Source organism: Caulobacter sp. CCG-8, assembly GCF_037402475.1.
GTDB lineage: Bacteria > Pseudomonadota > Alphaproteobacteria > Caulobacterales > Caulobacteraceae > Caulobacter.
Window position 1 is genome coordinate 1 of sequence record NZ_JBBEUD010000013.1, and the last position, 25,092, is coordinate 25,092.

General features: G+C 67.2%; 18 protein-coding genes. 3 read left to right on the forward strand and 15 right to left on the reverse strand.

Going from position 1 to position 25,092, the window contains the following annotated elements; genetic code table 11:
- Positions 1-118 precede the first annotated feature (118 nt).
- The 3 genes from fusA to rpsL form a co-directional block, all read right to left on the reverse strand.
- Positions 119-2,197, reverse strand: a complete 2,079-nt coding sequence (fusA, locus tag WAE60_RS13780) for an elongation factor G (protein WP_029907281.1) — start codon at positions 2,195-2,197, stop codon at positions 119-121.
- A gap of 114 nt (positions 2,198-2,311) precedes the next feature.
- Entirely contained in the window at positions 2,312-2,785 is a 474-nt protein-coding gene (gene rpsG, locus WAE60_RS13785) for a 30S ribosomal protein S7 (RefSeq protein WP_029907280.1), read from the reverse strand.
- A 12-nt stretch (positions 2,786-2,797) separates the two neighbouring features.
- Entirely contained in the window at positions 2,798-3,169 is a 372-nt protein-coding gene (gene rpsL / locus WAE60_RS13790) for a 30S ribosomal protein S12 (RefSeq protein ID WP_007661566.1), read from the reverse strand.
- A 509-nt stretch (positions 3,170-3,678) separates the two neighbouring features.
- On the opposite strand from rpsL, the gene WAE60_RS13795 reads away from it, so the two are divergent.
- On the forward strand, positions 3,679-4,431 hold the full coding sequence (locus tag WAE60_RS13795; protein WP_337687092.1) for a hypothetical protein: 753 nt from the start codon (positions 3,679-3,681) through the stop codon (positions 4,429-4,431).
- On the opposite strand, the gene WAE60_RS13800 is transcribed toward WAE60_RS13795, so the two are convergent.
- The 3 genes from WAE60_RS13800 to WAE60_RS13810 all read right to left on the reverse strand — a co-directional run bounded on the left by WAE60_RS13800 (position 4,358) and on the right by WAE60_RS13810 (position 7,885).
- Positions 4,358-6,199: a methyl-accepting chemotaxis protein gene (locus WAE60_RS13800; RefSeq protein WP_337687094.1), complete on the reverse strand. Its 1,842-nt coding sequence runs from the start codon at positions 6,197-6,199 to the stop codon at positions 4,358-4,360. The two genes, WAE60_RS13795 and WAE60_RS13800, sit on opposite strands and share 74 nt — an antisense overlap.
- Positions 6,200-6,339: 140 nt before the next feature.
- Entirely contained in the window at positions 6,340-7,266 is a 927-nt protein-coding gene (locus WAE60_RS13805) for a pyridoxamine 5'-phosphate oxidase family protein (protein ID WP_337687096.1), read from the reverse strand.
- Between the two features lies 1 nt (position 7,267).
- Positions 7,268-7,885, reverse strand: coding sequence for a glutathione S-transferase (locus WAE60_RS13810; protein WP_029907276.1), 618 nt, complete (start codon positions 7,883-7,885; stop codon positions 7,268-7,270).
- A 105-nt stretch (positions 7,886-7,990) separates the two neighbouring features.
- Here WAE60_RS13810 and WAE60_RS13815 point away from each other — a divergent pair, with 105 nt between their 5' ends.
- Positions 7,991-8,890, forward strand: a complete 900-nt coding sequence (locus tag WAE60_RS13815) for a LysR family transcriptional regulator (RefSeq protein WP_029907275.1) — start codon at positions 7,991-7,993, stop codon at positions 8,888-8,890.
- Between the two features lie 12 nt (positions 8,891-8,902).
- Here WAE60_RS13815 and WAE60_RS13820 read toward each other — a convergent pair whose 3' ends face one another.
- From WAE60_RS13820 to rplJ, 9 genes are all read right to left on the reverse strand, one after another.
- Positions 8,903-9,436: a hypothetical protein gene (locus WAE60_RS13820; RefSeq protein WP_337687099.1), complete on the reverse strand. Its 534-nt coding sequence runs from the start codon at positions 9,434-9,436 to the stop codon at positions 8,903-8,905.
- A gap of 86 nt (positions 9,437-9,522) precedes the next feature.
- Positions 9,523-10,062, reverse strand: a complete 540-nt coding sequence (locus WAE60_RS13825) for a hypothetical protein (protein WP_337687100.1) — start codon at positions 10,060-10,062, stop codon at positions 9,523-9,525.
- Positions 10,063-10,248: 186 nt separating this feature from the next.
- Positions 10,249-14,433, reverse strand: a complete 4,185-nt coding sequence (rpoC, locus tag WAE60_RS13830) for a DNA-directed RNA polymerase subunit beta' (RefSeq protein WP_029907272.1) — start codon at positions 14,431-14,433, stop codon at positions 10,249-10,251.
- A 99-nt stretch (positions 14,434-14,532) separates the two neighbouring features.
- Complete coding sequence (gene rpoB, locus WAE60_RS13835) at positions 14,533-18,615, reverse strand: DNA-directed RNA polymerase subunit beta (protein ID WP_029907271.1); 4,083 nt, start codon at positions 18,613-18,615, stop codon at positions 14,533-14,535.
- 417 nt (positions 18,616-19,032) lie between these two features.
- Positions 19,033-21,387, reverse strand: coding sequence for a glycoside hydrolase family 31 protein (locus tag WAE60_RS13840; protein ID WP_337687101.1), 2,355 nt, complete (start codon positions 21,385-21,387; stop codon positions 19,033-19,035).
- An 89-nt stretch (positions 21,388-21,476) separates the two neighbouring features.
- Positions 21,477-21,635 carry a hypothetical protein gene (locus tag WAE60_RS13845; protein WP_197026630.1) on the reverse strand — a complete coding sequence of 53 codons (159 nt, stop codon included), beginning with the start codon at positions 21,633-21,635 and terminating at the stop codon, positions 21,477-21,479.
- Positions 21,636-21,678: 43 nt separating this feature from the next.
- A complete protein-coding gene (locus WAE60_RS13850; RefSeq protein ID WP_029907269.1) occupies positions 21,679-22,059 on the reverse strand; it encodes a hypothetical protein in 381 nt (126 codons plus the stop codon).
- Positions 22,060-22,235: 176 nt separating this feature from the next.
- A complete protein-coding gene (gene rplL / locus WAE60_RS13855; protein WP_029907268.1) occupies positions 22,236-22,622 on the reverse strand; it encodes a 50S ribosomal protein L7/L12 in 387 nt (128 codons plus the stop codon).
- Between the two features lie 45 nt (positions 22,623-22,667).
- A complete protein-coding gene (gene rplJ / locus WAE60_RS13860; RefSeq protein WP_029907267.1) occupies positions 22,668-23,186 on the reverse strand; it encodes a 50S ribosomal protein L10 in 519 nt (172 codons plus the stop codon).
- 535 nt (positions 23,187-23,721) lie between these two features.
- Here rplJ and WAE60_RS13865 point away from each other — a divergent pair.
- On the forward strand, positions 23,722-25,080 hold the full coding sequence (locus WAE60_RS13865) for an alpha/beta fold hydrolase (protein ID WP_337687105.1): 1,359 nt from the start codon (positions 23,722-23,724) through the stop codon (positions 25,078-25,080).
- Positions 25,081-25,092 lie beyond the last annotated feature (12 nt).

A 25,092-nucleotide genomic window follows, 5' to 3' on the forward strand; every position in this document is an offset into this window, starting at 1 on the left:
CTTCTTAGCTCCAGGACCCCAGAGGGGCCTTCAATGGTTGGACTTCTGGGGTGGTAGGCGGGTGGGTTCGACAGAACCCACCCTATTTCCCGTCGTACGCTTTTTCCGGGGAAAAAGCTTACGCGTACTTCTTGATCACTTCGTCGGCGACGTGTTGCGGCACCGGCTCGTAGTGGTCGTACTGCATGGTGAACTGGGCGCGGCCCTGAGACATGCCGCGCAGGGTGTTCACGTAGCCGAACATGTTGGCCAGCGGCACGAAGGCGTTCACCACCGTGGCGTTGCCGCGCATGTCCTGGCCCTGGATCATGCCACGACGACCGTTCAGGTCGCCGATGACCGAACCCAGGTACTCTTCCGGCGTCACGACCTCGACGGCCATGATCGGCTCGAGCAGCTTGGGGGCGCCCTTTTCACGCAGTTCCTTGAAGGCGGCGCGCGAAGCGATTTCGAAGGCCAGGACCGACGAGTCGACGTCGTGGTACTTGCCGTCGGTCAGGGTCGCCTTGAAGTCGATCAGCGGGAAGCCGGCCAGCAGGCCGTTGTCCTTGACCGATTCCAGGCCCTTCTGGACGCCCGGGATGTATTCCTTCGGCACCGCGCCGCCGACGATCGCGCTTTCGAACACGAAGCCCGAACCCGGCTCGCCCGGCTCGAACGTGATCATGACGCGGGCGAACTGGCCCGTACCGCCGGTCTGCTTCTTGTGGGTGTAGTCGATCTCGGCGCGCTTGCCGAGGGACTCGCGATAGGCCACCTGCGGCGCGCCGATGTTGGCTTCGACCTTGTAGGTCCGCTTCAGGATGTCGATCTTGATGTCCAGGTGCAGTTCACCCATGCCCTTCAGGATCGTCTGGCCGCTTTCGAAGTCGGTCGAGACGGTGAAGGACGGATCCTCGGCGGCCAGCTTGGCCAGGGCGACGCCCAGCTTTTCCTGGTCGGCCTTCGACTTGGGCTCGACGGCGATCTCGATGACCGGGGCCGGGAATTCCATGCGCTCCAGGATGACCGGGGCCTTCAGGGGATCGCACAGGGTGTCGCCGGTGCGGGTTTCCTTCAGGCCGGCCAGGGCGACGATGTCGCCGGCATAGGCTTCCTTGATGTCTTCGCGGTTGTTCGAGTGCATCAGCAGCATGCGGCCGACGCGCTCGCGCTTGTCGCGCGTCGAGTTCAGCAGGCTCATGCCGGTTTCCAGCTTGCCCGAATAGATGCGGCAGAAGGTCAGCGAGCCGACGAAGGGGTCGTCCATGATCTTGAACGCCAAGACCGACAGGGGCTCGTCGTCCGAGGCCTTGCGCTCGACTTCGGCTTCGGTCTTGAAGTCGATGCCCTTGGTCGGCGGGATGTCCACCGGCGAGGGCAGGTAGTCGACGACGGCGTCGAGCAGGGGCTGGACGCCCTTGTTCTTGAAGGCCGAGCCGCAGAGGATCGGATAGAAGGCGCCGGTCAGCACGGCCTTGCGGATGCACTTCTTGATGGTTTCCTCGGTCGGCTCTTCGCCGCCCAGATAGGCTTCCATCGCGTCGTCATCGAGCTCGACGGCGTTCTCGACCAGGTAGGCGCGCGCGGCGACGGCCTTGTCCATCAGGTCGGCGGGGATTTCTTCGTCGCGATACGAGGCGCCCAGGCCGTCGTTGTCCCAGACCACGGCCTTCATGCGGACCAGGTCGACCAGGCCGCTCAGCGAGGATTCCGAACCGATCGGGAATTGGATCGGAACGGCCTTGGCGCCCAGGCGGTCGCGGATCGACTCGACCGACTTGTCGAAGTCGGCGCCGATCTTGTCCATCTTGTTGACGAACACGATCCGCGGAACCTTGTACTTGTCGGCCTGACGCCAGACGGTCTCGGTCTGCGGCTCGACGCCGGCGTTGCCGTCCAGCACCGTCACGGCGCCGTCGAGGACGCGCAGCGAGCGCTCGACTTCAATCGTGAAGTCGACGTGCCCGGGGGTGTCGATGATGTTGAGACGCTTGTCTTTCCAGAAAGCGGTCGTCGCGGCCGACGTGATCGTGATGCCGCGCTCTTGTTCCTGGTCCATCCAGTCCATGGTCGCGGCGCCGTCGTGGACTTCGCCGATCTTGTGCGACTTACCCGTGTAATACAGGATCCGCTCGGTCGTCGTCGTCTTACCGGCGTCAATGTGCGCCATGATGCCGAAGTTACGGTAGTCTTCGATTTTATGCTGGCGGGCCATGGATCTAGCTCTGCGTGACAGCCCGGCCCCAAGCTGGGGCAGGGACATTTAAACGTGCGGCGCGGGCGGTTTATCTCAAACCGCCCGCGCCTGAAAGAGTGCTGGTAAGAAAGGTTACCAGCGGTAGTGCGAGAACGCCCGGTTGGCTTCAGCCATCTTGTGCGTGTCTTCGCGCTTCTTCACCGCGGTGCCGCGGTTGTTGGAGGCGTCGAGCAGCTCACCGGCCAGCTTTTCGGTCATGGTGTTCTCGCCGCGCTTGCGGGCGGCGGTCACCAGCCAACGGATGGCGAGGGCGCGGCGACGGTCCGGACGGACTTCCACCGGCACCTGATAGGTGGCGCCGCCGACGCGGCGCGACCGGACTTCGATCGCCGGGGCGACGTTGTCCAGGGCGGTGTGGAAGGTTTCCAGCGGACCTTGGTCCTTGCGCTTGGCTTCCAGGATGTCGAAAGCACCATAGATGATGTTTTCGGCGACGGCTTTTTTGCCCTCGTACATCACGTAGTTCATGAACTTCGTGACGATCAGATCCCCGAACTTGGGATCCGGCAGGACTTGGCGTTTCTCGGCGCGACGGCGGCGGGACATACTTCTTCTTCCTTACTTCGGACGCTTGGCGCCGTAGAGCGAACGACGCTGCTTACGATCCTTGACACCTTGGGTGTCGAGGACGCCGCGCAGGATGTGGTAGCGGACGCCGGGCAAGTCCTTGACGCGGCCGCCGCGGATGAGCACCACCGAGTGCTCCTGCAGGTTGTGGCCTTCGCCCGGGATGTAGCAAACGGCTTCGATGCCGGTGGTCAGACGGACCTTGGCGACCTTACGCAGAGCCGAGTTCGGCTTCTTCGGGGTCGTCGTGTAGACGCGCGTGCAAACGCCGCGGCGTTGGGGGCAGCCCTTCAGGGCGGGCACCTTGTTCCGGACCGGCTTAGGCTGGCGCGGTTTGCGGATGAGCTGGTTGACGGTAGGCATTAAGTCTCTGCTCTGATGGAAGCGTGTGCCTTTCGGCCGAAGCGCTTCAGGGTCCTTGTCGTTTTTATTCCGGCTTTCTCGGCCTCGGATGAGGACCTGATAAACACGAAACTCGCCGGGACGCGGGCAGCGTTCCGGCGGGCTGATCCGTCGGGTAAGGGACGGGCGCTCATCAGGACGGACAGGGTCCGCCTCGAAAAGAGCGCGGAAACTACTCGCGAACGCCCTCCGCGTCAATGCCGAGTCAAATCGCGGGCTTAGGTCGGTTCCGGGGCCTCGAAACGGCTCCGCTCTGGGACGCCCGGCCGGGGTGCGAGGCGAGGCCGGATCCCGTCGCCGCCTGGGTCGCCGCCCCCGCGATCAATCCCCGAAAACCCTAGTGGCGCAAGCGGTCCAGGACCCCATCTTACGTTCAAGGGCCACGGTTTCGCCACTTGCGGTGGCAAGGCTGCCGCCCGTTGTTCCAGTCGAGCTTTCCCTTGTCCCAGGCCACGGCGCGCAGAACCCGGTTGAGAAACGGCGCGGTCTTCTGCGGGTCGCTGCTGCTGCACGTCGCGATCCTGACCGCCCTGGGCTGGCCGGTGATGACGCGATTCCAGGACCGGTCGAACGACGAGAACGCCATCGACGTGACCCTCGAGCGCAGCCTCGTCGAGCGCCGCCCCACGCCGGAGACCGCCGCCAGTCCCGACCGCGCCACGGCCGCCCTGCCCGTACAGCCGAGGACGCCGCGCCTGGCCCCGCCGCCCGCGGTGCGCGCGCTGGGCGTCGCGCCGGTCCCGGGGCCGCCCGCGCCGCCCAATCGCGAGACGGGGGCCCATCCCGCGCCGCTGCCCGAAGGGCCTCGCGGCGACCTGCGCACCGCCCTGCGCGGCAGCAGCGCCGGCTGCGCCAACGCCGAGGCCGTGGGCCTCAACCGGCGCGAACAGGAACATTGCGACGAGAAGTTCGGGGCCATGGCCCGCAACGCGCCCGTCTACGACGCGCCGATGGATGGGGCCAAGCGGCGGGGCTTCGACGCCCAAGCCATCAGGCAGCAGGCCGACCGCGCCTATCGCGACGCCCCGATGGGCGTCGGCGTGGATCACCGCAATCGCGACGATCCGGGCAAGGGCAAGGACATCCCCTGGGTGCTGGGGGCCGGTCAGGACGGGCTGGGCCGATCGCTCTCGGCCGAACAGCAGGCCCTTAAGCGGCTGAACGACGCCCAGAAGGCTGAAGACCGGCGGAAGAAGGCCGAGCGTCAGAACGACCAGCGCTAGCCGCGCCCACCTTGAAGTGGCTGATCAGGGCGGCCAGGCCCTCCACCTCGCGCACCAGGGTCATGCTGTCGGCGGCCGAGCGGTTGACCATGGCGGCGTTCTTCTGGGTGGCCTGGTCCATGTGGCCGACCGCGGCGTTGACCTCCGACAGGCCCGCGGCCTGCTCGGCGGCCGAGGCGGCGATCTGGCCGATGACGCCGTCGATGGCGCCGACCTGGCCGGCGATCTTCTGCAGGGCCTCGCCGGTGCGGCCCACCAGCACGACGCCGGCTTCGACCTGCTTGGCGGAGTCGGCGATGTGGACCTTGATCTCCTTGGCCGCTTCGGCCGAGCGCTGGGCCAGTGCCCGCACTTCCTGCGCCACCACGGCGAAGCCGCGACCGGCGTCGCCCGCGCGAGCCGCTTCCACGCCCGCGTTCAGCGCCAGCAGGTTGGTCTGGAAGGCGATCTCGTCAATGACGCCGATGATCTGGGCCACCTGGTGCGACGAGGCCTCGATGCCGCCGATCGCGTCGATGGTCTCCTGGACGACGGTGCGCGAGCGGCCGGCCTCGGCCTGGGCCTGGCTGACCGCCTCGCGCGCGCCGCGCGCGCCGTCGGCGGCCACGCGGACGGCGCTGGTGATCTCGGTCAGGGCGGCGGCGGCCTCTTCCAGGCTGGCGGCCTGCTGCTCGCTGCGGGCCGACAGGTCGCCGGCCGCGCCGGCGATGCCGTTGGCGCCCGACGTCAGGCCGCCCACGGCGGATATCACCGCGCCCAGGGCGCGCTCCAGCCGCTCGACGGCCTGGTTGAAGTCCGAGCGCAGGCGCTCGTAGTCGGGGGCGAAGGCCTCGGTCAGGCGCACAGTCAGGTCGCCGGCCGACAGCCGGTCCAGGCCGTGGGCCAGGCGCGAGACCACCTGGGCCTGCTGCTCAGCCTGCTGATGGTCGCGGTCGGCCGACAGGCGGCGCTCGGCCTCGGCGGCCTGGCGGTGGCCTTCGGCCTGGGCCTCGATGCGGCCCTTCTCGCGGGCCTCGTCGCGGAAGGCGTGGACCGCGTCGGCCATCAGGCCGATGTCGTCGCGGCGGCCGGCGAACGGCAGGGCGACGGACAGGTCGCCGCCCATCACCCGCTTCATGGCCTCGCGCAGGTCGCGCAGCGGCGACAGCTGCTTGCGGACCACCGTCACCGAGGCGGCGACGCCCAGGCCGGCCAGGACCACGCCGGCCACGGCCAGCCAGATCAGCTGGCGATAGACGGGCTGGAAGTAGTCGGCCTTGGCCACGCCGACATACAGAATGCCGATCACCTCGCCCGAGGCGTTCTTGATCGGGTCGTAGGCGGCGAAATAGGGCTTGCCCAGCACCTTGGCCTCGCCGCGATAGGACTCGCCCCGACCCAGCACCGCGTCATAGACCGGGCCCTTGGCCAGCGGCGTGCCGACGCCGCGGCTGCCGTCCGGCTTCTGGACGTTGGTGGCCACGCGGGTGTCGCCCATGAAAATCGTCATGGTGCCTCCGACCAGGTCCTTGACGTGGTCGACGGTGGCGATGTCGCCGTTCAGCGGCTTGCCGTTCACAGTCAGCTTGTCGCCCTCGCGCGCGAAGGCCGCGCCCTGGCCGCCGACGGCGTCCCAGGCCACGCGCATGCTGGCTTCCTGCTGGCTGACCGCCTGGGCCTTGGCGAAGTCCAGCGAGCTCTTGCCGACGATGGCCAGCAGGGCCAGCAACAGGGTCATGAACGCCGCGACGACCGTCAGGCTGACCTTGGTGGAGATGTCGGAACGCATGGGCTCGCCGATTTGATCTGGATCAAATCCTCCCTTGCATCGCAACAACTGAAGCAAGGCTTAACCTTGCAGGTGATTGGTCTGACAAACGAAAATCGCGACGTTGCGTCGCACTATTTACGTCGGGCAAGCGACGGAGATCAGGCGGCCTGGGCGGGCGCGGCGTTCCAGGCGGCCGTGTTCAGCGTCACCGGCGAATAGTCGCCGAAGGTCCAGCGCAGGGGCAGGGCCGCCGGGCGGCGCCAGGCGCGCTCGACCCTGAACCGCCATTGGCGCTGGACGCCCTCGGGCCAGCCTTCGGGCGGCGGCTCCCAGTCGATCTCGGCGCGGCCCTGCAGGTGCAGCAGGTCGCCGGTCTCGAAATCGACGAACAGCAGGGCCGCGCGCTGGTCCAGCACCAGGTTGCCCAGGGTGTTGAAGAACCGGTTGCCCCGGAAGTCCGGAACGATCAGCACGTCGCCGGCCACCTTGACGAAGCCCGGCAGGCCGCCGCGATGCGAGATGTCGACGCCGCCGTTCTCGCCGCCGCTCGTCGTGGCCACGAACATCGTGTCGACGCGGGCGATCTGGGCCAGGGCCTCGGGCGTCGGGAAGGCGATCGCCTCGGCCGGGGCGGGCGAGGCCGGGGCCGTCCCGACCGCGCGGGTCTGGATGTACTGCGGGCAGTTGCCGAAGCTCTGGAGGACCTGGAGCGTCAGCCCGCCCTCCCCGGCCGCCGTGATCAGGCCGTTGGCGCGGTTGCGGCGACGGGTCGCGAAGTCCAGGCCCAGGGCGCCGAACGGCCGGCCGGCCGCGAACAGCTCGCCGCCCGGCTCGCCCGCGCGGGGCCGGGCCGCCACGGTCAGGGTGACGGGGTCGGGGCTCTGGACGAAGCCCGGCGGGCCCGTCAGCACGGTGGCCACCGGCCAGCCGTCCCTGTCGAGCGTCGCCACGAACAGGTAGGGCAGCAGGGCGAAGAACTCGCGGTGCTGGTCGGGCATGAACGGCCGGATGCCCGTCATGCCCGGCGTGCCCGTCCCCGCCATGGCCTGGGCGATCAGCTCGCCGCGATGGAACGGGCCGTCCATCTCAGGCGGCCTCGGCGAAGTCGGGCATCGGCCGGAACCACGGCTGGGCCTCGACCCGCGCCAGCCAGGCGCGCACGGCGGCATAGGGCCCAAGATCCACGCCGCCGTCCGGAGCGTGGGCGACATAGGAATAGCAGGCCAGGTCGGCGATCGTGACATGGTCGGCGGCCAGGAAGGCGCGGCCGTCCAGATGGCCGTCCATGAAGGTCAGCACGCGGGCGGCGATGCGGGCGGCGCGGGCCGGGTCGTCGGGAAAGTCGAACAGGGCGATCATCCGGGCGATGGCCGGGCCGTGCATCACCTCGCCGGCCGCGATCGACAGCCAGCGCTGCACGCGGGCGGCGGCCACCGGCTCCAGCGGCAGCCAGCCGCTGTCGGGGGCGTAGCGGCGGGCCAGATAGACCAGGATGGCGTTGCTGTCGGCCAGGGTCAGGTCGCCGTCCTGCAGCACCGGGATCTGGCCCAGCGGGTTCAGCGCCAGGAAGGCCGGGCTGACGCGGACCTCCTTGGGGGCGGGCGCGAAGCGATAGGCCAGGCCCAGGGCGTTCAGCAGCAATCCCACCCGATGGGTGTGCCCCGACAGAGGCGTGCCGTGCAGGACGATGGCGGTGGCGGACATGGATCTCTCCCCCAAGGTTTCGGGCCAGGTTGCAAGATCATTTTCGCCATTGCGCCGATTGGAATGAATTGAGCAAATCGGCAAGACATAATTGCGGATTTTGGAATGGATCGTCTGGACGAGCTGGCCCTGCTGGTGGCGGTGATCGACGCGGGCGGCCTGGCGGCGGCGGGGCGCAAGCTGCGGCGCTCGCCCGCCGCCATGACCCGGGCCCTGGCGGCCCTGGAAGAGCGGATGGGCGCGCGGCTGATCGAGCGCACCACCCGGCGCCTGGCCCCCACTCAGGCCGGCCGCGACCTGGCGGAGCGGGCCCGCCGCCTGCTGGCCGACTACGAGACCGCCCTCCAGGCCCCGGCGCCCGACGCGGTGCGCGGCACGCTGCGGATCACCGGGCCGACGGTGTTCGGCGGCCGCCACCTGACGCCGGTGGTCGCCGACTTCCTGGCCCAGCATCCCGGCGTCCAGGCCGACCTGACCCTGCACGACCGCAATCTGGACCTGATCGAGGGCGAGCTGCACGTGGCCCTGCGGATCGGGCCGCTGGCCGATTCCAGCCTGATCGTCCGCAAGCTGGGCCAGGTGCGTCGGCTGGTGGCGGCCTCGCCCGACTATCTGGCCCGGCGCGGAACGCCGCTGGAGCCCGCCGACCTGGCCGAGCACGAGACGATCCTGACCACCGTGGTCTCGGCCTCGCCGGAATGGCGGTTCGAGCACCGGGGCAAGGCGCGGGCCGTACGGCTGGAGCCCCGGCTGCGGGTCAACAATGTGGAGGCGGCCCTGGCGGCGATGATCGCCGGGCGCGGCGTGGGTCGCGCCCTCTCCTATCAGGTGGCCGAGGACCTGGCGGCGGGCCGGCTGGTGCGCCTGCTGCCCGACTTCGAGCCCCCGCCCCTGCCGGTGCAACTGGTCACAGTGGGCGGCCGGTTCATGCCGCCGCTGGCGCGGGCGTTCCTGGACTTCGCCGCCCCGAGGCTGGAGCGGCTGGCGGTGCTGCGGGAAGGCTAGGTCGACCGGCGCCTAGGGCGGCGGCGCGGGCGCGGGAGTCCCGCCGGCGACGGTCTGCGTCTTGTAGCAATGGTCCTTGTGCGCCCGCCAGAACTCCACGTCCATGTAGGAGCAGCCGCTCTGGACGATGGCCTGCTGGACCTCGGGCGTGTCGACGCTCTTCTGGCCCATGTGCTTGCGGACCAGCAGCTTGCAGGCCGTGACGGCCCGGGGGCTGATGTTGTCGCGCTGGCGCAGGACGGTGAAGCTGGTCTTGCCGGTTTCCTGGGTGGCCACGAACCCGCGCCACAGCTGGTCGGGCTCGGCCGACTCCCCGCACAGGGTCCGCTCCCCGGCGTCCTCGCTGATGGTCAGGCCCCTGTACTGCACCGTGGCGGGCTCCTTGTAGGTCCCCGCCACCTTGGCCCAGGCGGCCTCGACGAAGGTCCGGTCGGCCGCCTGCAGGAAGCCGTCCGACGGCTTGGGTTCCGGCGGCGGCTCCGGCGCGCAGGCCTGCAGCGCCAACATCGCCGCGATCGCGGCCGCTCCCGTTACCCGTCCCATCATCGCTTCCCCCCGAACGCGAACATCGCCGTGACTCGCGCGGCCGTTTCCTTGACTAGCACGGGCGAGCGACGTGGAAAGCCAGGCCCTCACGACTGGCCCTCCATCGCGGGGAGGGTCTCGGCCCCGGCGCAGTAGCGCACGTAGGCCCACAGATAACGTCCGTCGAGCGCGCAGCCGGCCCGCTGATAGTCCATGCTCGCCTGCAGGCCGTCGGCGCTGGAGGCGGCCCTGACGCCTCGCCGGATGATCGCGCGGCACTGGAAGCGGGACTTGGGCGCCAGGGTGTCGCCGCCCCGATAGATCATGAAGCCGGCCGCGCCGGGGTCGCGGGCGGCGATCATGCCCACCCAGGTCTTGCCCGGCGGAAGGACGTCGACGCACAGCGCCTCGGCGCCGTTGGGCAGGCGGCTGACCACGGGGTCCCAGAACTCGACGTCGTCGGGCGTGTCGAACCGCCTGGCGATCCGGCCGGACGCCAGATCGACGAAGGCCTTGTCCTTGGCCGAGGCGAAGTGATCGGACGGCTTGGGTTTGGGCGGCGGGGCCGGCGGCCTGTACACGATCACCGCCAGACCGGCGGCCGCCAGACCCAGGCCGAGAACCCCGAAGACGATCTTGCGGACCACGTTTCCCCCGAAACACGCGTGGCTTGGCGCCAGCGACAAGCTGGACCGGATTTCCGCTTCCTGACTAGCACAACCACAGGCTTTGTCTTCACCCGTTTGGCGACGGCCGCGCCAGGACGGAGGCGCCAAAAACAAAACGGCCCGGGATCGCTCCCGGGCCGTTCCGTTTCAGTCCTCGAAGGAAGCCTAGGCTTCTTCGGCGATGACCGCGGGCAGCGGCTCCATCGCTTCTTCGCGCTGCTGGGCCAGCTGCTCGTCGCGCTTGGCGGCGACGCGCTGCAGGCTGCGCAGGTAGGAACCCGTGCCGGCGGGGATCAGGCGACCCACGATGACGTTTTCCTTCAGGCCTTCCAGGGTGTCGGTCTTGCCGTGCACCGAGGCTTCGGTCAGGACGCGGGTCGTTTCCTGGAACGACGCGGCCGAGATGAAGCTCTTGGTCTGCAGCGAGGCCTTGGTGATGCCGAGCAGCACCGGCTGGGTCGTCGCCGGACGGCCGCCGCGAGCGATGGCCTTGTCCTGTTCGTGGAAGAACTCCGGCTTGTCCAGGTGGTCGCCCTTGATCAGGCCCGTATCGCCCGGCTCGACGATCTCGACCTTCTGCAGCATCTGACGAACGATCGTCTCGATGTGCTTGTCGTTGATCGGCACGCCTTGCAGTCGGTAGACCTCCTGGATCTCGTCGACCAGGAAGTTGGCCAGGGCCTCGACGCCCAGGATGCGCAGGATGTCGTGCGGATCCGGGTTGCCGTCGATGATGTACTCGCCGCGCGTGATGTAGTCGCCATCATGCACCGCGATGTGCTTGCCCTTCGGGATCAGGAACTCGACCGCTTCGGGCTGGTTGCCGTCGGCGTCGACGTCCGGAGTGATCTTGATCCGGCGCTTGTTCTTGTAATCCTTGCCGAATTCGACACGGCCGTCCATTTCCGCGATGACCGCGCAGTCCTTCGGACGGCGGGCTTCGAAGAGTTCGGCGACGCGCGGCAGACCACCGGTGATGTCCCGGGTCTTGGCGCCTTCGGTCGGGATACGCGCGATGACTTCACCCGGCTTCACTTCGTCGCCGTCGGCGACGGAGAGAATGGCGCCCACCGACAGGAGGTAGCGAGCCTCGCCGCCGTTGCTCAGGCGCTTGTACGAGCCGTCTTCCGCCAGCACGCCCATGGCCGGACGCAGGTCCGAGGCGCGGGCCGAGGTCCGCCAGTCGGCGATCACGCGCTGCGCGATGCCGGTGGCTTCGTCGGTCTCCTCGCGGACGGAGAAGCCGTCCACCAGGTCTTCCGCACGGATCTTGCCGCCCACTTCCGTGATGATCGGGGTGGTGTAGGGGTCCCAGTCGGCCAGGCGCTGACCGCGCTTGACCTTGTCGCCGTCCTTCACCTTCAGGCGCGCGCCGTACGGCGGCTTGTAGTTCTCGCGTTCCTTGCCGTCGACCAGCACGCTCACCGAGGTGTTGCGGCTCATCACGACCAGGGCGCCGTCCGAAGCGGTCACGGTGGCGCCGGTCACGCGGACCGTACCGTCGTTGCTGCTTTCGAAGAACGACTGCTCGGCCACCTGGGCGGTGCCGCCGATGTGGAAGGTCCGCATCGTCAGCTGGGTGCCGGGCTCGCCGATCGACTGGGCGGCGATGACGCCCACGGCTTCACCGATGTTCACCGGCGTGCCACGGGCCAGGTCGCGGCCGTAGCAGGCGCCGCAGACGCCGATCTTGGCTTCGCAGGTCAGGACCGAGCGGACCTTCACCGACTGGACCACGGCCGCCTCGATGGCGTCGGCCATGTTCTCGTCGATATAGGTGTCGGCCGGCACGACCAGTTCGCCGGTGGCCGGATCCTTGACGTCCTCGGCCGTGAAGCGGCCCAGGACGCGGGCGCCCAGCGAGACCAGCACGTCGCCGCCTTCGACCACGGCCCGCAGGGTGATGCCCTTGGTGGTGCCGCAGTCTTCCTCGACGATGATGCAGTCCTGCGCGACGTCGACCAGACGACGGGTCAGGTAGCCCGAGTTGGCGGTCTTCAGCGCGGTGTCCGCCAGGCCCTTACGGGCGCCGTGGGTCGAGTTGAAGTACTCCTGAACGGTCAGGCCTTCCTTGAAGTTCGAGACGATCGGGGTCTCGATGATCTCGCCGGAGGGCTTGGCCATCAGGCCGCGCATGCCGCCCAGCTGCTTCATCTGGGCTTGCGAACCACGGGCGCCGGAGTGGGCCATCATGTAGATGGCGTTGATTTCCTTCTCGCGGCCGTTCTCGTCCTTATGCTTCATCTGAAGCTCGGCCATCATCTCGTCGGCGACGCGATCGGTGGCCTTGGCCCAGGCGTCGACGACCTTGTTGTACTTCTCACCCTTAGTGATCAGACCGTCGGCGTACTGCTGCTCGTATTCTTCAGCCAGGGTGCGGGTTTCGGCGACGATCGCCTCCTTCCGCTTCGGGATGATGATGTCGTCCTTGCCGAAGGAGATGCCGGCCTTGGCCGCTTCCTTGAAGCCCAGGCCCATGACCTGGTCGGCGAAGATCACCGTCGCCTTCTGACCGCAGTGGCGATAGACCACGTCGATCAGATTGCCGATTTCCTTCTTCGTCAGGGCCTTTTCGATCAGTCGGTGACCGATCGCCGGGTGACGCGGCAGCAGGGCGGCGATCTTCATGCGGCCCGGGGTGGTGTCGATCACGCGGCGACGCGCCACGCCATCGGCGTCCACTTCCGTGAAGCGCGACTTGATCTTGGCGTGCAGCGACACGACGCCGGCGTCCATGGCGGCTTCGATCTCGCCCAGATCGGCGAAGATCTTGCCTTCACCCGGCTCGCCGTCGCGGGCGACCGACAGGTAGTACAGACCCAGGACGATGTCCTGCGACGGCACGATGATCGGGCGACCGTTGGCGGGCGACAGGATGTTGTTGGTCGACATCATCAGGACGCGCGCTTCCAGCTGGGCCTCGAGGCTCAGCGGGACGTGCACGGCCATCTGGTCGCCGTCGAAGTCGGCGTTGAACGCGGCGCAGACCAGCGGGTGCAGCTGGATGGCCTTGCCCTCGATCAGCTTCGGCTCGAACGCCTGGATGCCCAGACGGTGCAGGGTCGGGGCGCGGTTCAGCAGAACCGGGTGCTCGCGGATCACCTCTTCGAGGATGTCCCACACCTGGGGCTGTTCGCGCTCGACCATGCGCTTGGACTGCTTGACGGTGCCCGACAGGCCCTTGGCGTCCAGGCGCGCGTAGATGAACGGCTTGAACAGCTCCAGAGCCATCTTCTTGGGCAGGCCGCACTCGTGCAGCTTCAGGTCCGGACCCACGACGATGACCGAACGGCCCGAATAGTCGACGCGCTTGCCCAGCAGGTTCTGGCGGAAGCGGCCTTGCTTGCCCTTCAGCATGTCGGCCAGCGACTTCAGCGGACGCTTGTTGGCGCCCGTGATGACGCGACCGCGGCGGCCGTTGTCGAACAGGGCGTCGACCGACTCCTGCAGCATCCGCTTTTCGTTGCGGATGATGATGTCGGGCGCGCGCAGCTCGATCAGGCGCTTGAGGCGGTTGTTACGGTTGATGACCCGGCGATACAGGTCGTTCAGGTCCGAGGTCGCGAAGCGGCCGCCGTCCAGCGGCACCAGCGGGCGCAGTTCCGGCGGGATGACCGGAACGACCGTCAGCACCATCCATTCCGGGCGGTTGCCGGATTCGGAGAAGGCTTCGAGGATCTTCAGGCGCTTGCTGAACTTCTTCTGCTTCATGTCCGACGGGTTGCCCGCCAGCTCTTCGCGCAGCTTCTCGGCCTCCTTGTCGAGGTCGATGGCCTTCAGCAGGTTCTGGACGGCCTCGGCGCCGATCTCGGCGGTGAAGCTGTCGTCGCCGTACTCGTCCTGGGCGCGCATGAAGTCGTCCTCGCTGAGCAGCTGGTGCTGCTTCAGCGGGGTCAGGCCCGGCTCGGTGACGATGTAGTATTCGAAGTACAGGACGCGCTCGATGTCCTTCAGCGGCATGTCGAGCATCATGGCGATGCGCGACGGCAGCGACTTCAGGAACCAGATGTGGGCGACCGGCGAGGCCAGTTCGATGTGGCCCATGCGCTCGCGACGGACGCGGGCCAGGGTGACTTCAACACCGCACTTCTCGCAGATGATGCCCTTATACTTCATGCGCTTGTACTTGCCGCAGAGGCATTCGTAGTCCTTGGTCGGGCCAAAGATACGGGCGCAGAACAGGCCGTCACGCTCGGGCTTGAACGTGCGGTAGTTGATGGTTTCCGGCTTCTTGATCTCGCCGAACGACCACGAGCGGATCTTTTCCGGCGAGGCCAGCGAGATGCGGATCTGGTCGAAGGTCGGAGCGGCCTGGACCGGATTGAAGATGTTCAGGACTTCCTGGTTCATCTTGGTTCCTTCTGCGGGACTACCCGCGAAAATTCAAAGTGGAGAGCGGGCTGAAAGGGGCCCCTCCCCCACCGGTCAGGTGGAGGAGGGAGATCCGGATCAGCTGTTCTCCAGCTCGACGTTCAGGCCGAGCGAGCGCATTTCCTTGACCAGCACGTTGAAGCTTTCCGGGATACCGGCTTCGAACGTGTCGTCGCCACGGACGATAGACTCGTAGACCTTGGTCCGGCCGGCCACGTCGTCGGACTTCACCGTCAGCATTTCCTGCAGGGTGTAGGCCGCGCCGTAGGCTTCCAGAGCCCACACTTCCATTTCCCCGAAGCGCTGACCGCCGAACTGGGCCTTGCCGCCCAGCGGCTGCTGGGTGACCAGCGAGTACGGGCCGATCGAACGGGCGTGGATCTTGTCGTCGACCAGGTGGTGCAGCTTCAGCATGTAGATGTAGCCGACCGTGACCGGACGCTTGAACTGGTCGCCCGTCTGGCCGTCGTACAGGATCGACTGGCCCGACTTGTTGACGCCGGCCATTTCGAGGTGGTCCTCGATGTCGTCCATGCGCGCGCCATCGAACACCGGGGTGGCGATCGGAACGCCCTTGCCGAGGTTGCGGGCCAGTTCGACCAGCTCTTCCTCGGACTCCGGCAGTTCCTCATCGGGGCCGTAGATCTCGCGCAGGCGCGTGACCAGGGCGTCCTTCTGACCGCCGTGCTGCCAGTCTTCCAGCAGGTTGGTGATCTGCTTGCCGAGGTTGGCGCAGGCCCAGCCCAGGTGGGTTTCGAAGATCTGGCCGACGTTCATGCGCGAAGGCACGCCCAGCGGGTTCAGAACGACGTCCACGTGCGTCCCGTCGGCGAGGAACGGCATGTCCTCGATCGGCAGGATGCGCGAGATGACGCCCTTGTTGCCGTGACGGCCGGCCATCTTGTCGCCCGGCTGAAGCTTGCGCTTCACGGCCACGAAGACCTTGACCATCTTCATCACGCCCGGGGGCAGTTCGTCGCCGCGCTGCAGCTTGTCGACCTTGTCCTCGAAACGACGGTCCAGACGCTTGCGGTTCTCGTCAAACAGACGACGCAGGCTTTCCAGTTCGCCCATCGCCTTCTCGTCCTCGAGGGCGATCTGCCACCACAGACCCGGCTGGACTTCAGCCAGGCCCTCGGCGGTGATCGCGCCGCGCGACAGGCCCTTGGGACCCGACAGGGCGACGTTGCCGATCAGCAGCTCGCGCAGGCGGCCCGAGATGTTGCGGTTCAGGATCGCGAACTCGTCGTCGCGGTCCTTGCCCAGACGGTCGATCTCGGCGCGCTCGATGGCCAGGGCGCGTTCGTCCTTGTCGACGCCGTGACGGTTGAACACGCGCACGTCGACGATCGTACCGGCGACGCCCGGGGGCAGGCGCAGGCTGGTGTCGCGGACGTCCGAGGCCTTTTCGCCGAAGATGGCGCGCAGGAGCTTTTCTTCCGGCGTCATCGGGCTTTCGCCCTTCGGCGTGACCTTGCCGACCAGGATGTCGCCCGGCTGGACTTCGGCGCCGATCGCCACGATGCCGGCTTCGTCGAGGTTGCGCAGGGCTTCCTCGCCGACGTTCGGGATGTCGCGGGTGATCTCTTCCGGACCCAGCTTGGTGTCGCGGGCCATGACTTCGAATTCCTCGATGTGGATCGAGGTGAAGACGTCGTCACGGACGATGCGCTCGGAGATCAGGATCGAGTCTTCGAAGTTGTAGCCGTTCCAGGGCATGAACGCGACGAGCGCGTTGCGGCCCAGGGCCAGTTCGCCCAGCTCGGTCGACGGACCGTCGGCGATGATGTCGCCGGCGCTGATCTTGTCGCCCACCTTCACCAGCGGGCGCTGGTTGATGCAGGTCGACTGGTTCGAACGCTGGAACTTCGACAGGCGGTAGATGTCGACGCCCGAACGGGCGCTGTCGGTCTCTTCCGTGGCGCGGACGACGATACGGGTGCCGTCGATCTGCTCGACAACGCCGGTGCGCTTGGCGATGACCACGGCGCCCGAGTCACGGGCGACCACGGCTTCCATGCCGGTGCCGACCAGCGGGGCGTCGGACTGCACCAGCGGCACGGCCTGACGTTGCATGTTCGAGCCCATGAGGGCGCGGTTGGCGTCGTCGTTTTCCAGGAACGGGATCAGGGCCGCGGCCACCGACACCACCTGGCGCGGCGACACGTCCATCAGGTCCACCTGTTCCTTCTGGAGCAGGGTGGGTTCACCGTTGATCCGGCCGGGGACCAGGTCCTCGTGGATCTCGCCGTCGACCACCTTGATGTTCGACTGCGCGATGACGTGCTTCGACTCTTCCATGGCCGACATGTAGACGACCTCGTCGAGCGGCTTGCCGTCGGCGACGCGACGGTAGGGGCTCTCGATGAAGCCGTACTTGTTCACGCGGGCGTGGGTGGCCAGCGAGTTGATCAGACCGATGTTCGGGCCTTCCGGCGTTTCGATCGGGCAGATGCGGCCGTAGTGGGTCGGGTGCACGTCACGGACTTCGAAGCCGGCGCGCTCGCGGGTCAGACCGCCCGGGCCAAGCGCCGACAGGCGGCGCTTGTGGGTGATCTCCGACAGCGGGTTGGTCTGGTCCATGAACTGCGACAGCTGCGAGCTGCCGAAGAATTCACGCACCGAGGCCGCGGCCGGCTTGGCGTTGATCAGGTCGTGCGGCATCACGGTGTCGATGTCGACCGACGACATGCGTTCCTTGATGGCGCGTTCCATGCGCAGCAGGCCGACGCGGTACTGGTTTTCCAGCAGTTCGCCCACCGAACGGACCCGGCGGTTGCCCAGGTTGTCGATGTCGTCGATTTCGCCGCGACCGTCGCGCAGGCCGACCAGCAGCTTCAGGACGGCCAGCACGTCTTCCTTGCGGAGCACGCGCATCTCGTCCGAAGCGTCCAGCTCCAGGCGCATGTTCATCTTCACGCGGCCCACGGCCGACAGGTCGTAGCGCTCGGCGTCGAAGAACAGCGACTTGAACATCGCCTCGGCGGCTTCGACGGTCGGCGGCTCGCCCGGACGCATCACGCGGTAGATGTCGAAAAGCGCGTCCTCGCGGACGGCGTTCTTGTCCACGCGCAGGGTGTTGCGCATGTAGGCGCCGACCGTGACGTGGTCGATGTCCAGCACGTCGATGGTGCTGAAGCCTTGCTCGGCCAGGGCCTGGATCGAGGCCACGTCCAGCTCGTCGCCGGCTTCGGCGTAGATCTCGCCGTTCTCGAAGTTGACCGCGTCGCGAGCCAGGTAGCGGCCCGTCAGGGCTTCCGGCGCCAGCAGCAGGGTCTTCAGGCCGTTGTCGGCCAGCTTCTTGGCCTGGCGGGCGGTGATCTTGGTGCCGGCCGGAGCCACTTCTTCGCCGGTGTCGGCGTCGATCAGGGCGAATTCCGGCTTCACGCCGCGCCAGCGCTCGGGCTTGTACGGGGTGGCCCAGCCTTCGGCGCCGGCGGCGGTGCGCTTCTCGAACGGGACGACGTCATAGAACGTCGTCAGGATCTCTTCGCCGTCCATGCCCAGGGCATAGAGGAAGGTCGTGGCCGGCAGCTTGCGGCGGCGGTCGATGCGGACATAGACCACGTCCTTGGCGTCGAACTCGAAGTCCAGCCACGAGCCGCGGTAGGGAATGACGCGGGCGGCGAACAGCAGCTTGCCCGAGGCATGGGTCTTGCCCTTGTCGTGGTCGAAGAACACGCCCGGCGAGCGGTGCATCTGCGAGACGATGACGCGTTCGGTGCCGTTGACGATGAAGGTGCCCTTGTCCGTCATGAGCGGGATGTCGCCCATGTAGACGTCCTGCTCCTTGATGTCCTTGACCGAGCGGGCGCCGGTTTCTTCTTCCGTCTCGAACACGATCAGGCGCAGCTTCACCTTTAGCGGCGCCGCGAAGGTCATGTCGCGCTGGATGCACTCTTCAACGTCGTACTTGGGCTCTTCGAATTCGTACGAGACGTATTCGAGCACCGCGCGCTCGTTGAAATCCTTGATCGGGAAGACGGACTTGAACACCGCCTCGATGCCTTCGTCGCGGCGTTGGCCCGGACGGACCTCGCGCTGAAGGAACTGCTCGTAGGAGGAGCGCTGAACCTCGATGAGGTTCGGCATCTGCACAGCTTCGGGGATGCGGCCGAAAGACTTCCGGATCCGCTTCTTGCCGGTGAAGGATTGCGCCATGTTTTTTCCCTGGGCGCGGACGGACTCCGCGCGTGAATTCGAATGTACCTAGCGTCCACCCTCGCCGCTCTCCTCTCGGGAGAACGCCGGACGCTGGAATTCCCCTGTCAGGACAACCGGGACCGGAAGCCTGACGGGCGCCCCTTCGCGCTGATCGGAGGGCGGCTGACCGCGCCTCGGGGCGTATCATGCGGACACGCGCGTACGCGTTCCGCCGAAATGTCTTCGTGAACGGGCGGATATAGGACAACCCGCCGGGTATGGAAAGGGGGTTTATCCACAAAAGAATGCGGGAACCCGCCGTTGAGCTTGGAACCTCCTCCGAGGCGGAAGGCGGGGACACACACTCGCTGCACGGCTCGGGATCCATGACCCCGTCTTTCCGCGAGTGTGTGTCCCCCAAGTCGGTCGCCGCGCCTAGCGGACCACCTGCACCGCCGCCAGGGCCTGGGCCGACAAGGCCTTGTCGCCCGTCGCCGTCAGCTTGCCGGCCTTGTCGTCCCAGTGCAGCTTCACCGTCTTGCCGACACCCTTCTCGTAGGCGTTGGTCACGCCGTCGTCGTCGTACAGCGTGAAGTCGGCGTCGCGGCCCGGATAGACCTTCACCGCGCTGATCGCCTGCGGCGTGGCCGTGCTCTGGATGGGCGCGCCCATCGGGACGATCGAGCCGGCGCGGACGAATAGCGGGATGGTGTCGATCGGGGCCGAGACCTTGATCGTCTGCCCCCCGGCGACCTTCTTGCCCGTCCAGTAGTCGTACCAGTCGGCGCCCGCCGGCAGGTAGACGTCGCGCTCGGTCACGCCCTGATCGGTGATCGGCGCCACCAGGAAGGCCGGGCCGAACATGTACTGGTCGCCCAGGTTCACCACCTTGGGATCGTTCGGGAAGTCCATGAACAGGCCGCGCATGAACGGCGCCCCGGTCTCGTAGGTCGAGTGGCCCATCGAGTAGAGGTACGGCATCAGGGCGTAGCGCAGCTTCAGGTACTTGGCGACCACCGCCTCGGCGCCCTTGCCGTACGACCAGACCTCGGTGTCCTTGCGCATGCCGTGCACGCGCAAGGTCGGGGTGAAGGTCCCGTACTGGAACCAGCGGGCGAACAGCTCGGGATAGTCGTTGTTCTGGCCCACCACGTCGCGGGCGTCGGACGGGTCCAGCAGCGGCGGCTTGGTCGCCGTCGTGGTCTGGGGCAGCCACTGCCAGCCGCCAATGTCGTTGCCCCAGTAAGCCAGGCCCGTCGCGGTGAAGTTCAGGCCGGTGGGCACCTGGCGTTTCAGCGCTTCCCAGGTGGGCTGGATGTCGGACGACCAGAACAGCGCCCCGTTGCGCTGGGTCCCGATATAGGCGGCGCGCGACAGGATCAGGTTGCGCTTGTCCGGACGGTCGCGGCGCGAGCCCTCGGCCACGCCCTGGGTGTGGACCAGCGGGAAGACGTTGCGGTAGCGGTCGCCCGAACCGATGCTCCAGAAATAGCCCTCCGGCACCAGGTCCGGCTCGGTCTCGTCCAGCCAGAACCAGTCGAAGCCCTTGGAGGCGATGTTGTCGCGGATCTTGCCCCAGAACCACTCGCGGGCCTGCGGGTTGGTGCTGTCGATCAGGGCGCCGGTGCGGTCGCTGCGGAACGGCAGGCCGTCGACCGGCTTGCCGTCGGCGTCCTTCAGGAACCAGCCCTTGTCGGCCAGATAGTTGAAGTAGCGGCCTTCCTTCTCGAAGCGCGGCCAGACGCTGATGATGCTGTGCACGCCGTTGTCGTGCAGCTCCTTGTTCATCGCGGCCGGGTCGGGGAAGTAGGTCGGGTCGATGTCCAGCTGGCCCATCCGGGTCCAGTAGAACCAATCCAGCACCATCACATCCAGCGGATAGCCGCGGTCGCGATAGCCCTTGGCGACGTCGAGGATCTGCTTCTGGCTCTCGTAGCGGGCCTTGGACTGGATGTAGCCGAAGGCGGCCTTGGGCGGCAGCGGCGTGACGCCGGTCAGCTTGCGGTAGCCGGCGTAGATCTCGTCATAGCTGCCGGTGATCACGAAGAACGACACCCGCTCGCCGACCTTCGACTGCCACAGGGTGCGGCCGTTGACGGCCGGATAGACCTTGGTCTCCGACGGGTTGTCCCAGATGATCCCATAGCCCTTGTTCGACACCATGAACGGCACGCAGACGGTCTCGCCGGCCGGCGCGTCGTAGTCATGCTTGCAGGTGATCGAGCGGCCGCGCAGGTCCAGGATGCCTTCCTGGTTCTGCCCCAAGCCGTAGAAGTGCTCGTCGGCGCTGGTCGAGAAGCTGGCGCCGGCCTGGTAGGTCCGCTCGCCGCTGACGACATGGGGCGACATTTCCCATCCCGTCATGCTGACGATGGGGGCTCCATCCGCCTTGCGGATCTTGACCGAGACCGGCGGCAGGGACGGCGCGAAATAACGCTCCATCTGCGAGGGCGCGCCCGGCCAGGGCTGGGCGACGACTTCCAGCGACAGCGCGCCCGAGGTGAAGATGTCGGCCCCGGCCTTCTGGTCGTGGCGCCAGCCCTTGTCGTCGCTGTCGGCCGTGAAGCCGTAGCCGGGCGCGGCCTCGGCCAGGGCGCGGTCCTGGCTGATGGTCACCCGGACGATGTTGGGGGCGTAGGTCTCGACCGAGACGTACGAGCCGTTGCGGTCCATGACCGCCGCCGGCGCGGCGACCGCGCTGGTGGCCATCAGGCCGGCGGAGAAGCCCAGGGCCAGGCTCGAGACCAGCCCCGCCGTCCAGCGCCGCGCGCCCGTGTTCAGCCGTTCCATCGCTTCCCCTAATGTTACCGCTATCTATTGGCGGCAATCGCTAGAGGCGCGTCCGGTCGGCGTCAACAAGATTGATATTACTAATGGACTCAGCCCCGATTCATCGCCTTGCCGACCAGCGAGATCGCGAAGGCGATCAGGCAGACGAAGAACGCGATCTTGGCCAGGCCGCCGGCCACGTCGACGACGAAGCCGAGGATCCCGAACACGATCATCAGGACGAGAAGGATTCCAGCCAGCTTGAGCATGGGCAAATAACGCCCGTCATGCGGCAAAGGTTGCCGCTTTATATCAGACGCTCATGTCGACGAAGTTGGGCACGGCCAGACCGTTCTTGGCCTGGGCCTTGGCGCCGTCCATGGCTTCCTTGATCTTGGCCTTCACGGCGTCGTCGATCTGCTGCAGGGCCTGGGTGCGCTGGTCGGGCGACATGGCCGCCAGGCTTTCCTCGGTCAGGCCGGCGTTCTTCATCGCTTCGGCCTTCCACGCCTTGAGTTTTTCCTCCCAGGCGTCCTTCTTGGCCTCCTTGGCGAAGGCCACCAGGCCCTTGTCGCGGACCTTGTCCAGGTCGCTGGCGCTGTCGAGCGCCGCCCTCGAGCCGGTCGTGGCCGACGCCGCCGCCAGCGGGCTCCACATCGAATAGCCGCCGCCCGAAATCCCCGAGATCGCCATGGTCGCCTCCACTGCTGCGTGCGCGACCGATGGTTAGCAACGAGCGTGCCAGGATGACGCAGGCGCGCGCGACCCAAACGAAAACGGCCCCGGAGGTTTCCCTCCGGGGCCGTCAACGCGTGCGTCAGAGAACTGACGCCGGCAGGTCCCCCATGCGCGAGGCATGGGGAAGTGAATTACTTCACTTGGACCTTGGCGCCGGCTTCGGTCAGCTTCTTGGCGACTTCTTCGGCGACTTGCTTCGAGACGTTTTCAACGACGTTCTGCGGAGCGCCTTCGACCAGGTCCTTGGCTTCCTTCAGGCCCAGGTCCGGACGAACGCCGCGGACTTCCTTGATCACGTTGATCTTCTTGTCGCCGCCGTCGGTCAGGACGACGGTGAATTCGGTTTGCTCTTCGGCGGCTTCGGCCGGAGCGGCGGCAGCGCCACCGCCGACGGCGGCCACGGCGACCGGAGCGGCGGCCGAGACGCCCCACTTTTCTTCGAGCAGCTTGGACAGCTCAGCGGCTTCCAGCACCGACAGGGTGGACAGTTCTTCAACCAGCTTTTCGAGCTTGGACATGTGTAAGTTCCTTAGAGAGATATGGGATAGATGCGGTGATGACCGTTACGCGGCGTCTTTGGTCGCGTAGGCGTTGAAGACGCGAGCCAGCTGGCCAGCCGGAGCCTGCAGGACGCCAGCGATCTTGGTCGCCGGGGCCTGGAGGAGGCCGATGAGCTTGCCACGCAGTTCGTCCAGCGACGGCAGGGTCGCCAGAGCCTTCACGCCGTTTTCGTCCAGCACGTTGGTCTGATCCAGCACGCCACCGACAAGCTTGAACTTGTCGTTTTCCTTGGCGAACTGAACGGCGACCTTGGCGGCCGAAACAGCGTCCGGCCCGTAGGCGATGGCGACCGGACCGGTGAAGAGCTTTTCGCCCTTGTCACCGAGCTTGCCGTCCAGAGCCTTGAGGGCCAGGGTGTTCTTCACAACCTTGATCGCGGCGCCTTCCTTGCGGAGGCGGAGACGAAGGTCGGTCATTTCCGCAACGGTCAGACCCATGTAGTGGGTCACGACGACAGCGCCGGCATCGGCGAAGACGCTTTTCAGCGACTCGATCGATTCCTGCTTTTGAGCGCGGTCCATTGCGGTCTCCTACTCAATAACAGCGGCCGGACCATTCCGGCAGCCAAATGCTCGTCCCACGCGGGATCGCTCCCGCACGCGAGTCGCATCAGCCTGTTCCAAGGAAAGTCGGCCGCGTATCTGTCTCGGACAGGAGTCACGAGTCAGGAGAGCGTCGGCGTCTCTATCCCTGTCTCCCGACGGCGAGGAAGGGCTCTTCCTCGATTACGGCGTTGGTGACCCCACGCCCCGCAGTTCTCAAACAGGATCGCCGCCGGGCGAGCCCAGCGGAGAAGGGGCGGCGTATAGACGGTTTGGGGATGGATTTCAACAGGGCCCCTTCAATCAGATCCCCCACCTTCCAACCGTCATTCCGGGCCTTGTGCCCGGAACCCCTCGTTCGGCCCGCACGTGAACCGCCCCTCCCGCACCTGCGGCGGACAGAGGGGGCCCGGGCACAAGGCCCGGGATGACGGTGATGAACATGCAAAGACTAGCCTTCCCCCTCCCCTTTCCGGATAACGGAAACACCATCGGGAATAAGGGGATTTCAGGGATGCATCGCACGTTCGCCGCCGGCCTCGCCGCCCTGATGCTCGTCGGCCTCGCCGCCCCCACCTTCGCCGAGCCCAAGGCCCCGCCGATCCCCAAGGCGGTCGTCGCCGATCCGCCGCGCGACGCGGCCCATCCGGCCGACATGGCCGCCTTCACCGTCCCGACGGGCGGCGTGCGGGTCAACGCCATGATGTACCTGGCCTCGGGCGACCAGCCGCATCCGACGATGCTGATGCTGCACGGTTTCCCGGGCAACGAGACCAATATCGACCTGATGCAGGCCGTGCGCCGCGCCGGCTGGAACGTGATGCGGGTCAACTACCGCGGCTCGTGGGGCAGCCCGGGCAAGTTCTCGTTCGCCAACAGCCGCGCCGACGCCGAGGCGGCGCTGGCCTTCCTGCGCGACCCGGCCAACGTCGCCAAGTACCGCATCGACCCGACGCGGATCGTGGTGGCGGGCCACAGCATGGGCGGCTTCATGGCCGCCGACGCCGTGGCCGGCGATCCCAAGGCGGCGGGGGCGATCCTCATCGACGCCTGGGACATCGGCAAGAGGAAGGCCGACCTCGTCGATCCGGCCAAGCGCAAGGCCGCCCTGCAGGGCCTGAAGGACAGCACCCCGCCCCTGGCCGGGACCAGCGCCGAGCTGCTGGCCAAGGAGATCGAGACCACCTCGACCCAGCTTGACCTGGAAGCGCTGAGCGCCCGCATCGCCGACCGGCCGCTGCTGATGATCGGGGCCGAGCACGCGGGCGCGCCCACCACCCGCAAGCTGGCCACGGCCGCCCGCCAGGCCCAGGCCAAGGCGCTGACCGAAACCTACATGGACACCGACCACAGCTTCTCCGACAGCCGCATCGCGCTGGAGGGCGAGGTGATCCGCTGGCTGGGCCAGTTCGATCCGGCCTCGGCCAAGCCGGGCACGCCGCAGATTCCGCTGAAGGCGCCCTACGACGAGAGCAATCCGTTCGCCAAGATCCTGCGCGGCGAGATCGTCGTGCCCAAGGTCTACGAGGACGACCAGGTGCTGGCCTTCATGGACCACGCCCCGGCCGAGCCGGGCCACGTGCTGGTGATCTCCAAGACCTCCAAGGCCCGCAACATCCTGGAGATCTCGCCCCAGGACCTGTCGCGGATCATGGCCGTGGCCGCCAGGGTCGGCCAGGCTCAGGTCGATGGGCTGGGCGTCGAGGGCTTCACGATCGTCCAGAACAACGGCGTCGGCCAGAGCGTGCCGCACCTGCATATCCACGTGATCCCCCGCGTGGCCGGCAAGCCGCTGATGTTCGTCGAGAACGAGAAGGGCGATCCCAAGGCGATCGAAGCCGAGGCGGCCAAGATCCGCGCGGCGATGAAGTAGATCGGGGTCGGG

Coding starts and splice junctions, on each gene's coding strand:
- rpsG (WP_029907280.1), bottom strand. CDS start 2,785: ATGTCCCGCCGCCGTCGCGCCGAGAAACGCCAAGTCCTGCCGGATCCC.
- rplL (WP_029907268.1), bottom strand. CDS start 22,622: ATGTCCAAGCTCGAAAAGCTGGTTGAAGAACTGTCCACCCTGTCGGTG.
- rpoC (WP_029907272.1), bottom strand. CDS start 14,433: ATGAACCAGGAAGTCCTGAACATCTTCAATCCGGTCCAGGCCGCTCCG.
- WAE60_RS13805 (WP_337687096.1), bottom strand. CDS start 7,266: ATGGACGGCCCGTTCCATCGCGGCGAGCTGATCGCCCAGGCCATGGCG.
- WAE60_RS13850 (WP_029907269.1), bottom strand. CDS start 22,059: ATGGCGATCTCGGGGATTTCGGGCGGCGGCTATTCGATGTGGAGCCCG.
- fusA (WP_029907281.1), bottom strand. CDS start 2,197: ATGGCCCGCCAGCATAAAATCGAAGACTACCGTAACTTCGGCATCATG.
- WAE60_RS13800 (WP_337687094.1), bottom strand. CDS start 6,199: ATGCGTTCCGACATCTCCACCAAGGTCAGCCTGACGGTCGTCGCGGCG.
- WAE60_RS13815 (WP_029907275.1), top strand. CDS start 7,991: ATGGATCGTCTGGACGAGCTGGCCCTGCTGGTGGCGGTGATCGACGCG.
- WAE60_RS13865 (WP_337687105.1), top strand. CDS start 23,722: ATGCATCGCACGTTCGCCGCCGGCCTCGCCGCCCTGATGCTCGTCGGC.
- rpsL (WP_007661566.1), bottom strand. CDS start 3,169: ATGCCTACCGTCAACCAGCTCATCCGCAAACCGCGCCAGCCTAAGCCG.
- rpoB (WP_029907271.1), bottom strand. CDS start 18,615: ATGGCGCAATCCTTCACCGGCAAGAAGCGGATCCGGAAGTCTTTCGGC.
- WAE60_RS13820 (WP_337687099.1), bottom strand. CDS start 9,436: ATGATGGGACGGGTAACGGGAGCGGCCGCGATCGCGGCGATGTTGGCG.
- rplJ (WP_029907267.1), bottom strand. CDS start 23,186: ATGGACCGCGCTCAAAAGCAGGAATCGATCGAGTCGCTGAAAAGCGTC.
- WAE60_RS13845 (WP_197026630.1), bottom strand. CDS start 21,635: ATGCTCAAGCTGGCTGGAATCCTTCTCGTCCTGATGATCGTGTTCGGG.
- WAE60_RS13810 (WP_029907276.1), bottom strand. CDS start 7,885: ATGTCCGCCACCGCCATCGTCCTGCACGGCACGCCTCTGTCGGGGCAC.
- WAE60_RS13840 (WP_337687101.1), bottom strand. CDS start 21,387: ATGGAACGGCTGAACACGGGCGCGCGGCGCTGGACGGCGGGGCTGGTC.